This is a genomic window from Leptolyngbya sp. FACHB-36 (assembly GCF_014695955.1).
Taxonomy (GTDB): domain Bacteria; phylum Cyanobacteriota; class Cyanobacteriia; order Leptolyngbyales; family Leptolyngbyaceae; genus FACHB-36.
Map to the genome: position 1 here is coordinate 1 of NZ_JACJPG010000498.1, position 13816 is coordinate 13816.

At 51.3% G+C, this 13816-nt stretch carries 13 protein-coding genes and 2 pseudogenes; 12 read left to right on the top strand and 3 right to left on the bottom strand.

All coding sequences use genetic code 11. The features are described from left to right. The coding region (gene csaB, locus H6F43_RS14210; protein WP_190343392.1) for a polysaccharide pyruvyl transferase CsaB at positions 1-614 on the bottom strand (614 nt) is incomplete at its 3' end. A 72-nt stretch (positions 615-686) separates the two neighbouring features. On the opposite strand from csaB, the pseudogene H6F43_RS14215 reads away from it, so the two are divergent. Further along, positions 687-977 (top strand): annotated as a pseudogene (locus H6F43_RS14215) (DUF2499 domain-containing protein); the annotation flags it as partial. Between the two features lie 27 nt (positions 978-1004). Next, on the top strand, positions 1005-1385 hold the full coding sequence (locus H6F43_RS14220; RefSeq protein ID WP_199290351.1) for a DUF3593 domain-containing protein: 381 nt from the start codon (positions 1005-1007) through the stop codon (positions 1383-1385). Between the two features lie 29 nt (positions 1386-1414). Here the strand turns inward: H6F43_RS14220 and H6F43_RS14225 are convergent, their stop codons facing one another. After that, a complete protein-coding gene (locus tag H6F43_RS14225; protein WP_190343393.1) occupies positions 1415-1894 on the bottom strand; it encodes a helix-turn-helix transcriptional regulator in 480 nt (159 codons plus the stop codon). A 391-nt stretch (positions 1895-2285) separates the two neighbouring features. Between H6F43_RS14225 and H6F43_RS14230 the strand changes: the two genes are divergently transcribed. The 8 genes from H6F43_RS14230 to H6F43_RS14265 all read left to right on the top strand — a co-directional run bounded on the left by H6F43_RS14230 (position 2286) and on the right by H6F43_RS14265 (position 11495). Further along, the gene (locus H6F43_RS14230; protein ID WP_190343394.1) at positions 2286-3146 is read left to right on the top strand and encodes a DUF2382 domain-containing protein; all 861 of its coding nucleotides are present in this window, start codon (positions 2286-2288) and stop codon (positions 3144-3146) included. Between the two features lie 88 nt (positions 3147-3234). Beyond that, positions 3235-4830, top strand: a complete 1596-nt coding sequence (locus H6F43_RS21885; RefSeq protein WP_199290350.1) for a DUF2382 domain-containing protein — start codon at positions 3235-3237, stop codon at positions 4828-4830. A 69-nt stretch (positions 4831-4899) separates the two neighbouring features. Next, a complete protein-coding gene (locus H6F43_RS14240; protein ID WP_190343395.1) occupies positions 4900-5340 on the top strand; it encodes a hypothetical protein in 441 nt (146 codons plus the stop codon). A 90-nt stretch (positions 5341-5430) separates the two neighbouring features. Continuing rightward, positions 5431-5943 carry a hypothetical protein gene (locus tag H6F43_RS14245; protein WP_190343396.1) on the top strand — a complete coding sequence of 171 codons (513 nt, stop codon included), beginning with the start codon at positions 5431-5433 and terminating at the stop codon, positions 5941-5943. Positions 5944-6195: 252 nt separating this feature from the next. Then, complete coding sequence (locus H6F43_RS14250) at positions 6196-6645, top strand: CAAD domain-containing protein (protein WP_190343397.1); 450 nt, start codon at positions 6196-6198, stop codon at positions 6643-6645. A gap of 17 nt (positions 6646-6662) precedes the next feature. Further along, positions 6663-8759, top strand: coding sequence for a serine/threonine-protein kinase (locus H6F43_RS14255; RefSeq protein WP_190343398.1), 2097 nt, complete (start codon positions 6663-6665; stop codon positions 8757-8759). 407 nt (positions 8760-9166) lie between these two features. Beyond that, complete coding sequence (locus H6F43_RS14260; RefSeq protein ID WP_190343399.1) at positions 9167-10876, top strand: hypothetical protein; 1710 nt, start codon at positions 9167-9169, stop codon at positions 10874-10876. A gap of 208 nt (positions 10877-11084) precedes the next feature. Further along, positions 11085-11495, top strand: coding sequence for a hypothetical protein (locus H6F43_RS14265; RefSeq protein WP_190343400.1), 411 nt, complete (start codon positions 11085-11087; stop codon positions 11493-11495). Between the two features lie 81 nt (positions 11496-11576). On the opposite strand, the gene H6F43_RS14270 is transcribed toward H6F43_RS14265, so the two are convergent. Beyond that, the gene (locus tag H6F43_RS14270; protein ID WP_190343401.1) at positions 11577-12491 is read right to left on the bottom strand and encodes an AEC family transporter; all 915 of its coding nucleotides are present in this window, start codon (positions 12489-12491) and stop codon (positions 11577-11579) included. A gap of 125 nt (positions 12492-12616) precedes the next feature. On the opposite strand from H6F43_RS14270, the gene H6F43_RS14275 reads away from it, so the two are divergent. Both H6F43_RS14275 and H6F43_RS14280 read left to right on the top strand, forming a co-directional pair. After that, on the top strand, positions 12617-13432 hold the full coding sequence (locus tag H6F43_RS14275) for a M15 family metallopeptidase (protein WP_190343402.1): 816 nt from the start codon (positions 12617-12619) through the stop codon (positions 13430-13432). Positions 13433-13580: 148 nt separating this feature from the next. Then, positions 13581-13816 (top strand): annotated as a pseudogene (locus H6F43_RS14280) (ATP-dependent Zn protease); the annotation flags it as partial.

The window sequence follows — 13816 nt, forward strand, 5'->3', positions numbered from 1 at the left end:
AAATCAATTAGCGCTCGCGTTAGATGGACGATCCGCGTTGGAGTCAGCAGCGGATGGCTGCGGAGATTCACAGCAACTCTGGGAGCGGGTAAATCCCACAAGCCCGCGACCGGAGATGATTCCAGCGCCCACACCGGATCGGGAGCCAGCGTGTAAGCAATGTCCCAGTTTTCCATCAGGGCAGCAGAACCTCGATCGCGCACGCTGACGGCGGTACAACCAGAAAACGTCTGCTTCGCCATCCAGCGAGTCAACGGTTGTCTCAGCGGACCTACACCCTGCGCCCACGCGATCGTCGTTAACCCCATCTGCTGCGCCAGCTTCATCAATCCGGCATAGTACAACGGGCTGAGGGCGCTCGTCGCGTCCTGGATCAAGCTGCCACCGCCCCAAATGAACGCCTGCGATCGCTGAAGTGCCTGCTGCACAACGCGAGGATCGCTGCGGTTAACAGCTTCGACTCGGTAGCGATCGTGCGTCTGTTCTGGATCGCCCGACAGCACAATTGGGGTGACGTGCGGCGGCAGCATTTGCAGCAGCGACGCCAACAGCGCCTCATCTCCCCCATTTCCCTTGCCGTAGTAGCCACATAAAACGGCGCGAAGTTGCCTCATTGAATGATAGATGTTGAATTTTGAATGATGAGTTCTAAGGTAGAGGAGTTGACTCAAAACTCAAAATTTTTCATGGACGCGCTCTCGATTCCCACCTGGATTATTCATGTTTCAAGCGTCGTCGAGTGGATCGTAGCGATTTGGCTGATCTGGACGTACGGCGAGGTAAGTAGAAATCGGGCTTGGTGGGGACTGTCGATCGGCATGCTGCCCGCATTGGTCAGTGCCATGTGCGCCTGCACCTGGCATTTTTTCAACAACTCAGCCTCGCTAGAGTGGCTAGTAACCTTGCAAGCCGCAATGACGGTCGTTGGCAATTTCACATTAATGCTGGCTGGCTGGTGGATTTGGCGCTCAAGCAAGCAACTGGCGCCTCACGTGAACCAAACGATGCTGACACTTTTGCCGCTTGCATTTATTCCGCTGCCCGCTGCCCTCGGTCCCTATTTGTCTAAAGAGTCGCTGTTTGCGCTATCCCTGTTTCCGTACCTGGGATTTCTGTGGTTTCTGACTCGATCGAAGCAGGCTCCCCGATTGGCGCTGATTGGGTTTTACATGACGCTGGTGTTTGTTGCCGTGACAATTCCAGCCGGAATTTATGCAAAGGTGGCATACGATGAAAGCCTAGCAAATATCGATTGGCTGCACGGTAGCGCAGAAGCGTTCTTGACGCTCTCGAATATTTTGGTTGTGCTGGGATTTCGGCAGGCAATTTTGGAGCGTCGGCAAGCTCAACTGGGTTTTAGTGAGGACGCTCAAGCGAGAATGTAGACACATTCATGGGTAAACGGGATTCGCCTCTATTTTTTAAAAGGCTTCCCGTTTTTCAAAAACTGCTTTTTCACAATTTCGTAGGATTCCTTATAAATCTGAAAATCAGTCGGCTTTCTTGTCTCAGGAACGCTTCTTATCACATAGTGAAAGGCGTGAAATACTGCGTTTAATCCCGCGATCGCATCCTCGATAGGAATTACGTTTGTTAGGGTATTTCCATCTAATTCAGCCACATAATTGAGATTCTTAAGGCTTGCCAATCTCTCTAGCTTATTCTCGTGAACGAGACGAGATATTTTGCTTAAGTCAGCCCCAATCACCTGAGCGACTCGTTCGGCTGTCTCTTCATCGGGGTTACTTCGCTTCAGACAAATCCAGCTTAGCCCTGCATGCGAGAGTTTAACTTGTCTTGCAAGCTGGCTCATCGTCATTTGCGGATTGTCTTTAAGATACTGTAAAACCAGTCGACCAAAAGCCGAACAGTCTTCTTCTTGTAGTTTTAGCATGATGAAATTTATTGAAGCGTTATTAATACGTGAAAGTAATCGAACGTAGGTAGCCAGTTGAAGCAAACTCCAACGCGCCTGTCAGGGAAGGTGCCTGCGCGATCGGGGACTGTGATCAAGGACTTAAAGTAAGTTTACCACATTTACTTTCAAGCTAAGTAGCAGTTGAAACAGGCGCATCCGTCTTAGGGCATAGACTTTAAGATAGATGCAAATTTTAGTAAAAGCGTAGCTACACAAGCTTTTAAATAATCAGAAGTTGTTCAACCTAACCTCAGGTAGAGCACCAATGGAACTTAAGGCAGACGAATCATCTAGTCTCAGCCTTTAGCTTTTAAGTAGATTCACCACAAATACTTTAATTCGTCGAAACCCAATAGGAGACAACATTATGCCACTGCACAAAATTCGCGACTTTGACCCCGATTATCGTCAGCACTTTGAAGACCGGGATGTTATTAGCTACGACTTATATTCAGGTTCGGAAAGAATTGGTTCGGTTGATGATCTGTTGGTCGATGACTCCGGCAAACTTCGGTATCTAATCGCTAACACGGGCGCTTGGATTTTTGGCAAAAAAGTCCTACTGCCGATCGGTCGTGCTCGGATTGATTACTCAAGCCGTCGGATTATGGTTGATGGCTTCACGCGCGCTCAGGTTGAAGCGCTGCCCCAATACGACGGCAACCTGTCCGTCGATTACGAGCATGAAGAGCAAGTGCGGAATGTTTATCGTCCGACGGGTGCCGCAACAGGCAAGGCTCCTGCAATTGACTACGATCGCGACACGTATGCGTACGATCGTGACCCCTCACTGTACAACCTGGATGAAACCAATCACCAAAACTTGCGACTGTATGAAGAGCGGCTGATTGCCAACAAAACCCGCACCAAAACGGGCGAGGTTGCTGTCGGTAAGCGCGTGGAAACCGAGACGGCTAGCGTTTCTGTTCCCATCGAGAAAGAGCGCATTGTGATCGAGCGGACCAGTGCAACAGATGCTGGTCGAACGGCTGCACCCGATGCAACGGCTTTCCAGGAAGGGGAAGTTGCGCGAGTGGAAACGTACGAAGAAACTCCGGACGTTCGCAAAGAGGCATTTGTGCGTGAGGAAGTCCGCGTCAGAAAAGAAGTTGAACAGGAAACGGTTCAGGCTGAAGAAACGCTGCGTCGAGAAGAACTAGACATCGATACGAAAGGGAATCCAGTGATCGATAAGGGAACCGACTCGCGTGGCAAGCGATCGAAGTAACCCCGCTTAATCGCTAACTGCTCAGGCAGGGCTATCTAGTCCTGCCTGAATTGCCCCTCAAAACCCCTTTTTGATAAGCCTCGATAACATGAAAAAACCTCAATCAGCGGAAGCATCGATCGCTTCTTTTGCTTTGCTGCTGGCTCTGGCGGTGGTGCCTGAACCTCTTGCCGCATCGTTAAAACTAAATTCGGTATCGGCTCAATCGGCTTCTGACGCGCCCGCTTCCACTGATTCTAATCAGACGGTGAGGATTGATGGTTCGCCCAGCATGAAGGTTACGAATGAAATTCGTAAACAGCAGCTTGAACGGCGTTCCCCGGACATAAACGTTCGAGTGAACTACAACGGGACAGACGCGGCTCTGCGATCGGTGCTGAACGGCGGAACCGATTTAGCTGCAGTGGGTCGTCCCCTTACGGCTGAAGAGAAGCAGGGATTGGGCGTTGCCCCTGAAAACCGACACAAAATTGCGATCGTAGTTGGACCTGAGAATCCTTTCAGGGGGAATTTGACGTTTGACCAGTTTGCCAAGATTTTCCGAGGCGAGATTACCGATTGGTCGCAAGTCGGAGGTCCGGCGGGACGGATTCAATTAATTGATCACCCCGAAACCAGCGATACTCGTCGGGCATTGCAGAGCTACTCTGTTTTCAGGCAGGCTCCGTTCGTTGCGGCTGCCAATGCCGTGAAGCTGCCTCAAGACAGCACCGATGCCATGATCCAACGGCTGGGCACCAGAGGTATTGGCTACGCGATCGCGGATCAAGTCAGGAACACGCCGGGTGTCCGGATTGTCTCGATGCACAAAACGCTGCCGAGCGACCCCCGCTATCCGTATTCTCAGCCGCTTGCCTATGCCTACAAGCAACCACCTAGCCCTGCGGTCGCTGCCTTTTTGGGTGATGTAACCGCCGCTGCCAGCCCTCAGGGCGCGGCTGCGACTGCCCCGACTGCTCCTCAAGCGGCTGTTCCGGCTGCTCTGGCTGCTCCTCAAGCGGCTGCTCCGGCTTCACCTGAGACAGCGATTGCCCCGGCTCAGGCAACGGAAGAAAGAGGATTTCCGTGGTGGCTGCTGCTGATTCCTTTGCTGGGTGGCTTGCTGTGGTGGCTGCTAAAACGACCGCGCCCAGCCGCCACGATCGCGCCTGTAGCCGCACCTAAAGTTGTTCCGGTTCCTCCGGCTGCTCCAGCGGCTTCAGTTGCGGCGGCTTCAGTCGCTTCGGTTCCTCCAACGGCTCCGGTCGTTCCGGTTGCTCCTGTAATTCTGGACGAGCAATCTCCAAGCATTACGCTGCATGAAGAGCGGCTGGTGGCTGACAAGCTGCGGCAAAAAGTGGGAGATGTGGCAGTTGGTAAGCAGGTAAAAACAGAACAGGCTCAGATTTCTGTCCCGGTTGAAAAGGATCGCGTTGTGATTGAGCGCGTGACTCCAGCAAATGGGGGAACTGTGCTGTCGGGTGATGTGGCGTTTGGTGCGGAGGAAGCCCGAATCGAAACTTACGAAGAAATGCCTGAAATTCGTAAGGAAGCCTTTCTGCGCGAAGAAGTCAACATCCGAAAAGAGGTCGATCGCGAAACCGTTAAAGCTGAAGAAACGCTGCGTCGCGAAGAGTTAGACATTCGCACAGAGGGTCATCCTGCTGTGGATGATCGGAATCGCCCGAACAATTCATCCCGATAGTTCTACAGCTTGTTGACGGTAGACGATCGATTTCACTCAATGCCGACTTAGTTTTAAGGAGCAGTAAACATGATTAGTTCTCATCGCGTTCGTCAGAGTTTAACGACTCTTGTTTTAGTTCTCATTTTGACGTTCACTACGGCCTGTAGCGGTGTAGCTACGCGCTCGTATCAATATCCTGCCAGCGTCGATCGCGGCATTGAATACGGACAATTGGCACGTGGCGACTCAGCGACGGGTCAGGCGTTTGGCGATTGGGTGGTTGAAGCTAGCAAAGGCTTAATTAAAGATGCCTTTGTGCGAGACAACAACAAATTGGGCGCCGTAATTTCGTCTCAGGTTCGTCCCAATGAAGTCAAAGCGCTAGCTCAATCACTAGCAGCGGGATTTCGTAAAAACTTCCCGAATCAAGATTTGACTGTTTTGATGTATGCGCCCGATAAACATCTGATTTTAACAGCGCGCTACGATGCTAAATCTAAGCAGCTTCAGTATCAATCAGCCAGCTAAGTGCAATGGGACGCTCGCCCCATAAGCGCGATCCGTTTAGCAGATCAATTCAACAGAGTTAATTTCACAATTTTTCAGGACATTAAAACCATGCCTACTAGTGATGACTACAAACGCCAAATCATGAAAGATTTGGCAGGCGGCGACACAGAAATGCTGCCGGATGAAACTGCCTCAGACGACTACCAGAACTTTGATGATTTTGCTCAACGATCGTCTCGTGATCAGCGGCATCAATTGTTTAAGTCGTTTCACCCGGATCGTGTTCCAACCAGCCAAATGGAGCCGGAATTGCAAAAAGCGATCGCTCAAATTAAGCCGAATGAACGCCACGATGTGGCAAAAGAGTTCTTGAATCACCTGAAAAAGCGCGGCTTGGGCGATCGAGATTTAGAAAAGCAACTGGGGTTATCGAGCCATCACTCGAACCACATGACGGCGGATGATGTTAGCAAACTGGCGAGTTTTGCTTACCATAACCACCCCGATGTGTTCCATGACGTGTTGGCTGATCAGCCTGCGCTGGTGAAGTTCATGAGCAATCCGCTTGTGGGAGCCGCTCTGGGCGCGATCGCTGCTAAGTGGATGGGTGGTCGCAAGTAGCCCAGACGCGATCGCGTTGTAGAAGTCGGAAGCGTAACCACAAAGCAACCTTGTGACGTTTATAGCGGTTCTCGCTCGTTGAGGTGCACTTGACCCTTCCCCTTTTTCGAATGCCGCAGGCTATCCCTCTCCGAAACGGTGAGGGAGCCAGTTTCCCCCTTGCAGGGAAGGGACAGGCAGTAGGTTCTCTAGGCACGTACCGCACTGAATAGGGAAACGCTACATATCTTTCAACTATTAAGGAGTAAAACCATGACAACTGATGAAATTGTGCAAACTAACGAGAACGGTGAGGTAACAGAAGCTGCAACAGAAATTCCGTTACTTCCTCCTGCCGAACCTGTCATTATTCCTGATGCCTCTGCAACTCAGTCAGCGGAGCAAACTTGGCAATCTTTCCAGGCGAAGGCAAGCACATTGTCTGCAGATGTAATTCGATCGACCGTTGCGTTCGTGCAAGAGAATCGGAAGCTTCTAAGCAGCTTGGGCTGGCTTTTACTTGCGTTTGTTGGAACTAGAGTTGTGTTAGCGTCACTCGATGCCATTGATGACATTCCCCTCGTTACACCGATCCTTAAACTGATTGGTTTGGGAACGGTTGCTTGGTTTATTTGGCGCTACATGATTCGGGCAAACAATCGCCAAGAACTTGTTCAAATGATTGATCGTACGAGGGTGGAACTTCTTGGCAATCGAGACTAGAGCACTCTAGCTGACGAATGAGCTATTGTCTTAATCCATCCTGCGCAAGTCCGAGGAATTTAGATGATGCTGTTTGTCAGCAGTGCGGTTCAAGGCTGCGACTACACGATCGATATCGCGTGTTGCAGCCGATCACGCAGGGTGGGTTTGGTCGCACGTTTTTAGCCGTGGATGAAGCCGATCCGCTAAAGCCCCGCTGTGTGGTCAAGCAGTTTTTGCCACAGGTGGGGCTTCACGATCGAGAAAAAGCATCGGAGCTATTTCGACAGGAAGCCGAGCGATTGCAAGAGTTGGGGACGCATCCTCAAATCCCGGAGTTGCTGACATATGTGGAGCAGGACGGGCATCAATATTTAATTCAGACGTTCATTAACGGGCGCAATCTGGAGCAGGAATTAGCGGAGCAGGGACCGTTTAATGAGGCACAAATCCGACAACTGCTGAGCGATTTGTTGCCTGTGGTGCAGTTCATCCATCAGCATCAGGTGATTCACCGCGACATCAAGCCCGCTAACATCATTCGCGCTAGCACGGGACAACTGTTTTTAGTCGATTTGGGTGCGGCAAAGTATGCGACCGGAACGGCGTTGGGCAAGACGGGAACGGTGATCGGCAGTGCAGAATATATCGCCCCGGAGCAGACCAGAGGTAAACCAGTCTTTGCCAGCGATTTATATAGTTTGGGCGCAACTTGTATTCACTTGCTGACAGATTTATCGCCGTTTGAGTTGTTCGATGGCAGCAGCGATCGCTGGATCTGGCGATCGTTTTTGCAGTCTCCGGTGAGCCCGGCGCTGGGAGAAATTTTAGATAAGCTGCTTCAGAGCGCGACGAATCGCCGTTATCAATCGACTAGCGAAGTGCTGATGGATTTGACCCGAAAACCTCGATCTGCACGAATGCAACTGCTAACGGTTTTTGCTCCTGCTATGGTGATGGTGCCGCTGCTAGCGATCGTCATTCATCAAGGTCTCCTGCTGCTGCAAGCTTCGCGCCTCTCTACGTCCGCGTTGCCTAATCGATCGCCCGAACCTCTGCGCCCTTCTACGTCCGCGTTGCCTAATCGATCGCCTGAATTGCCCGCGTTTATTAAACCAGCAACTGCTTACCCTAAACCCAAATTTACAAACAGAGTTCAACCGACTCGAACTATTGTCTTACCGACAAAAGCAAAATCTCTAGACGCCGTGAGAATTAGTCCGGATGGTCGAACGATCGTTGGTTACTATTCCATCTTCACTGAAGACAAAACAAGCGAAGAAAGACTAACACACAAAGCTGGAATCGACGTTTGGAATCTACAGACAGGAAAACTTCGATTCTCCTTAAGTGATTTCTCAGCCTTATACAATCTTGCTATCAGTTCAGATAGCCAGATGCTTGCGAGCACGATTGACGGCAATATGATCAAAATTTGGAGTCTTTCGACTGGAGAGTTGATCAACATGCTGCCAGGAAATAGTGTATTTGATAGCAGTATTAGTTGGACTACAGACAAAAAAATTCTTTCAGTAAGCCGAGATAACAAAGTAGTCGAGTTGTGGAATCCAGTCACTAGAGAATTAATTGGTACTTTTGGTCCTCCTTATATTAATGGAAGTTACGTCAGTTCGATTGCAGTCAGCCCTAGCGAAAACATCTTAGCTGTTAGCTATACAAGTAAGGAGGTCAAGATTTGGAATCTACGGGCTAGGTATCCTAAGTATAGTTTTAGTATTTTGAGAGAGTTTGATACTAATGCTTTCGGCATTTCTGCAATTAGCCCCAACGAGAAAATTCTTGCGAGTGGTGATGATTTAGGGAATCTTTGGCTCTGGCGGCTTGGTTCAGGGGAATTTATTCGCACGTTAATGGAATTTAATAGTGAAGGAACTTCTTCAAAAATTGAGATTCTTACTATTAGCAAAGACGGAAGATTGATTGCGTGTGGTTTAGCAAACGGCAGAATTAAACTCTGGAACCTGCAAACTGGAGAATTTATTCGTATTGTTAGCGGACATAGCGATAGCGTAACCTCGATCGTCTTCAGCCCTGATGGGAAAACTTTACTCAGCGGTGGTCGAGATAAAACCGTAAAAGTTTGGCAGCTTAGCCAACTGACGCAAGGCAAATAACTTGTTTGGATGGGACGATCGCGATGTCTAAAATCGAACAACGGCATAGTTCAACTACCATCATTAAACCGTCATCTCTAAATCAGTTGGTCGATCGCATTGAATCAGTCACACAGTGTATTGTGTTTTGGAATACCCTTTTTTGTGCAGAAATATTTTCTTAAGGTGGTTCCCGCTCAACTGCAACTCTCATCCACAAAGTTTTCTTGATTCGCAGAAACTTTTGTGTGAAGATTGCGTGTGATTCCGATTACCATAAATTTTTGCTTGGAACATTTGTCGAGTAAATCAGTCTAAAACTGCAACGTTGATCACTACCACGTACTACCGATTTAAGAAGCGCATAGGGCGTCTACGATACTGCGAGAAGGTTGCTTGTCCACGTTAAGTATTAGGCATGTGCAGCTATGATGATCCGGGAACAGCCCAAAGCTTCGGAATCCCGTTCTGCCACCAGAAAGTACGAGCTTCGTTCTACCGTCCGGGATTGTCTGTTCTTACTGCTGATTGTGCTGCTCTCGGTCAGCCTTTACATCGGCAGATTAGGCTTTAGCAGTGATGACTGGGGATTTCTGGCAGTATTCCACCTGTCGCCCGATCCATCATTCATGAGCTTAGTTGACAGGGCAAATAGCGATTATGGGGTGTTTCGCCCCGTTTTTGTGGTCTACCTAGTGGCGCTGTATTGGCTGTTTGGTCTACAGCCGCTCGGCTATCACCTAGTCAACGCAGCGGTTCTGCTGTCTGGGTTTTTGCTGCTGTACTTGATTGTGCGAGAGTTGACTCAGCGACGATCGCTGGCGCTAGCAGTTGCGTTGGTGTACGCGCTGCTGCCGCACTACTCGACCGATCGCCTTTGGATGACCGCCGCACCGATCACCCTCAGCATGCCGCTGTACCTGCTGAGTCTCTACGCCGATCTAAAAGCCATTCAGACCCGCCCGCTGATTCGTTGGGTTTGGAAGATCGTCAGCATGGCAAGCGTGGTCGCAAGCGTGCTGTCCTATGAACTGTTTGTGCCGCTGTTTTTGCTCAATCCACTTCTGGTGGCGTACCGCAAACGGCAGCGCGATCGCATGACAGACAATGCAATCCTCCCAACTGTACGTTGGAGAACACTTGCCGTGCTGTCAGCCTGTAGTTTGGTGGCGCTGATTTACTCAGTCGGGCTGAAGCTTGCGTATACGCGCCGCGATGTTGGCCATCCGCTGGGGGAGCAACTGATTTGGTTTGCCAAGCTGATGGCTAAAGCCGTTTTTGTCAGCTTTGGTCAGTACGGTGTGGGCTTACCGGGAGTCATGTCGAAGCTGGCGCTAAACCATTCTGACTGGACGATCGTGGCGCTGGGAATCGCAATCGGGCTACTCGTTGGCATGTATCTGTACCGGACGCTAACGCCAGATACGCTCCAGCGATCATTGCTGCTGCGATTGATGGTGGCGGGAGTCGTTATCTTTGGCTCGGGCTACGTGATCTTTCTAAGCAATCGCAATGTGATCATTACGCCAACGGGGTTAGGGAATCGGATCGCGATCGCCGCTACGATCGGCGTGGCTCTATCGCTTGTGGCTGGAATTGGTTGGGGTCTGACCTTTATTCGATCGCAGACATGGCAGCGACGCGCCTTTTGCTCACTCGTTGCCTTAGTCTGTGCGAGTGGCTTTGGGATCAATGCCACGATCGCGTCGTTTTGGGTCGATGCCTACCAGCAGCAGCAGCTAGTGATCGCCGATATTCGTCAGCAGTTTTCGACGCTGCCAGCCAACAGCACGGTGATTCTAGATGGCGTGTGTCCCTACAAAGGTCCGGGCGTTGTCTTTGAGTCGAATTGGGATTTGGCAGCAGCCCTACGGATACAGTACCGAGATCGCTCGATCAGTGCCGATGTGGTGACGCCCAGTCTGACCGTGGAAGATGATGGGTTGGCGATCGAGATCTACGACAATGTCAGCAAATACCCATACAGTGACAACTTGTTCGTCTATCACTTTGGACAAGGAAAAATTCATCGGTTGACGAATACTCAGATGGCGCAGCACTATTTTGAAACCGTCAACCCCAATTACGACAGCAGCTGTCCAGCTGGCGAACCCGGTTTTGGGTCCCGCATTTTCTAGAGTCAAGCGACTGCTGAGCGTCAAGGACGCTTGGAGTTGATTGATACAAACGGTTGTTAAGTTTCAGCGGTAAGATACAAACAGTCGGTTAATCTAAAGGTAGATTTACTGACTGTTTCCCGTTTAGCGGGACGATCGCCCTTGTGTGTTCTCTAGATTTGGGTAAAACCTGTTGAGTGGTTCTGTCTGATTCTGGATGAAATGAGCTATGCATGATTCTGAAAATCGCTCACGCGGCTTTTCACCTGACTTTCGCCCAAGGCAAAAGCGTTTGGGTGGCTACCTAGTGGAGGCGGGGTTGCTGACTCCGGCTCAAGTAGATGTAGCGTTGAATGACCAAAAAATGACTGGAATGCGGTTTGGTGAAATTCTGGCGGCGCGGGGTTGGGTGAAGCAGCAAACGATCGAGTACCTGATGGAAAAAGTGGTTGTACCTGAGCAACACCCTCCTCAACAGCCAACTGCATCTTTCCAAACGTCGTTGGAGTCGCCAGCGCCTACCTCAACGAATGGATCAACTGTGGGCAAAATTCCAGCCCTGTGTCCCCGCGATCGTGTAACCACGAAGCCGCTGCCCTCCGCTAGCTCGTCCGATGGCGATGTCAGTTGGGTCGGATAAATGTTGAATAAATGAAGAATTATGAATGACAAATTTTGAATTCTGAACGGAAAATCATTCAAGATTCAGCATTCATCATTGTTAATTTCCGAACAGCCACATCCAAAACGGCAGCGTTACGAATAGCCCCGCGCTTCCCAATGCTAGCGTTGTCACAGTCAACTCGCGATCGAGTGCGTACGCCTCGGCAATGACCAGTGTGCCAAACGCGGGCGGCACTGCCGTTTGCAGCAGCAGCACTTGATGGACAGGTCCAGTGATGCCAAGCAGCTTTAGTGCTAGTCCTAGTACGAGGGGAACGAGCAGCATCTTGATTCCCAGACTAATCAGCGCGGGTTTGACGTTGCTGAGCGACGATAGCTGACTCAGCCGCATTCCGATCAGCACTAGCGCCAGAGAAACAACCCCCCACGCCAGTTGACGCAGTCCAGCTTCAATTGGTGCAGGTAAAGGAAGGTTTTGACTGAGGAGTCCGATCGCAAAACTCCACAGCGCCGGATTTTTCAGCAGCGCTTGCCGCAGATGTCCGCCGCTCCACTGCTGGCTGCTGAAGCGAGATGCCAAAACGACGCCAAATCCATAAATGCCCAACGTAGACCCAATATCGTACAGCAGCGCCCACGCAAAATACGCCGGACCCACCAGCGCCAGCACCACCGGATAGCCAATGTAGCCCGTGTTGCCCACCATTGACGCCAGCAGAAAGCTCCCCTGCGCTCGCCGACTCCATGCTGCTCCCTGCCAGCGCAGCACCCAGCTTGCTGCTCCAACGCCTAGCAGTTGCGCCACCCACGACACAACCGGAGCGCTCCAAAGACTTAGCGACAGTTCAGCTCCGCGCAAAAATCCTAAAATGCTGAGCGGAACGCCGACATAAAACAGAAACTTGCCCAGAACAACCGGAGCCGCCTTTGGCAGCAGGCGACCCAACCCCCAACCGAGCAGCGTCCAGACAAGCAGGTGAGCGTAGACGCTCAGGAGATTGGCGATCGGCATGGAGTTGGTAACTTAAGATTGGGAGTGCACTCCCCGATTATGACGACTTCAGCCTCCGCCCTACCTCGATCGCGGTCTAAAATCTCGAATCCAAAACCTCAATTCCAAAATGGGTTCGGTCTACAATGCGTAATGTTGTTGCGTGCAGTGAAGGAGTTGGACGATTGGGTAACGCTGGCACTCCGGAAAAGACCCCCAAAGCCTCAACCCCCTCCACTGACGATATTCCCGTAGCCCAGCGAGAAACTGTCGCGGTTGCTCCTAAGCGGCGCACCAGTAAGCTTGCAGTACTAGGTGGTCTGACGCTGCTGGGACTCGTCGCGCTCACGGCAGGTGTATTTGTGGCACAGCAGTTTCAGCAGGCTCCACCCGCGACGATCGCGATCGAGCCTGACACGGCTACTGCTCCGAAGCCCTCTGCTAGCCCCGAAGACGCCCTGCTGGGGCACTACGCCTACAAAGAAGCTCCCCAAGCGCAACTCGCACCCATCACCAGCGACGGCGGCATCAAGCTGCGCAAGGCTGCAGCAGTGGCATACCGAGCGATGGAAGCAGCGGCTCAGCAGGCGGGCGTATCGCTGGTGCCGATTTCTGGCTTTCGCTCACTGGAGGACCAGAAATACTTGTACTTTGACGTGAAAGCCGATCGCAATCAGGTGGCGGCTGAACGCGCCAAGGTCAGCGCTCCTCCGGGCTACAGCGAGCATCACACAGGCTATGCCGTTGACATTGGCGATGGCAGCGTTCCCGCCGTGAATCTGAGTCCTGAGTTCGACAAAACTGCCGCTTACAAGTGGCTTCAGGCAAACGCTGCCCGCTACAGCTTTGAACTATCGTTTCCTACTAACAACAAGCAAGGCGTCAGCTATGAACCGTGGCACTGGCGCTATGTGGGCGATATTGATAGCTTGAAGACGTTTTATAAGGCGCGAAACAAGTAGCCCATGACTCAAGCATTTCAAGATACTACAACGTAGGAATACGCGGAACTCGCTGCGTTTCCCGGTGCAAGCTGGGTCGTTTTGGCAGACCCCGTGTCACACGGTTCGATTCAACGCCTCAAGTAGTATAGTCGTTCAGCTACCCTCTATGAGTCAACTTTCTCTGAATCTCGTTGCCATCTCAATCTTCGTCGTCACCATGACGACATTGCTAGGACCGCTGGTGCATCTGTCTCCTGTGGTTCCCACGATCGCCGTTGCAAGTGCTCTCGGCTTGGCAACCTTAGATACTCTAAGCTGGCAAGGGCGTGGCGCAACGCTGCTATTGGACTGGCTAGCGAGATTTTCGCCGGAGCACCGCGATCGGGTCGTGCGGCACGAAGC

Coding starts and splice junctions, on each gene's coding strand:
- H6F43_RS14275 (WP_190343402.1), top strand. CDS start 12,617: ATGCGTAATGTTGTTGCGTGCAGTGAAGGAGTTGGACGATTGGGTAAC.
- H6F43_RS14260 (WP_190343399.1), top strand. CDS start 9,167: ATGATGATCCGGGAACAGCCCAAAGCTTCGGAATCCCGTTCTGCCACC.
- H6F43_RS14250 (WP_190343397.1), top strand. CDS start 6,196: ATGACAACTGATGAAATTGTGCAAACTAACGAGAACGGTGAGGTAACA.
- H6F43_RS14245 (WP_190343396.1), top strand. CDS start 5,431: ATGCCTACTAGTGATGACTACAAACGCCAAATCATGAAAGATTTGGCA.
- H6F43_RS14230 (WP_190343394.1), top strand. CDS start 2,286: ATGCCACTGCACAAAATTCGCGACTTTGACCCCGATTATCGTCAGCAC.
- H6F43_RS14265 (WP_190343400.1), top strand. CDS start 11,085: ATGCATGATTCTGAAAATCGCTCACGCGGCTTTTCACCTGACTTTCGC.
- H6F43_RS14240 (WP_190343395.1), top strand. CDS start 4,900: ATGATTAGTTCTCATCGCGTTCGTCAGAGTTTAACGACTCTTGTTTTA.
- H6F43_RS14270 (WP_190343401.1), bottom strand. CDS start 12,491: ATGCCGATCGCCAATCTCCTGAGCGTCTACGCTCACCTGCTTGTCTGG.
- H6F43_RS21885 (WP_199290350.1), top strand. CDS start 3,235: ATGAAAAAACCTCAATCAGCGGAAGCATCGATCGCTTCTTTTGCTTTG.
- H6F43_RS14225 (WP_190343393.1), bottom strand. CDS start 1,894: ATGCTAAAACTACAAGAAGAAGACTGTTCGGCTTTTGGTCGACTGGTT.
- H6F43_RS14220 (WP_199290351.1), top strand. CDS start 1,005: ATGCTGACACTTTTGCCGCTTGCATTTATTCCGCTGCCCGCTGCCCTC.
- H6F43_RS14255 (WP_190343398.1), top strand. CDS start 6,663: ATGAGCTATTGTCTTAATCCATCCTGCGCAAGTCCGAGGAATTTAGAT.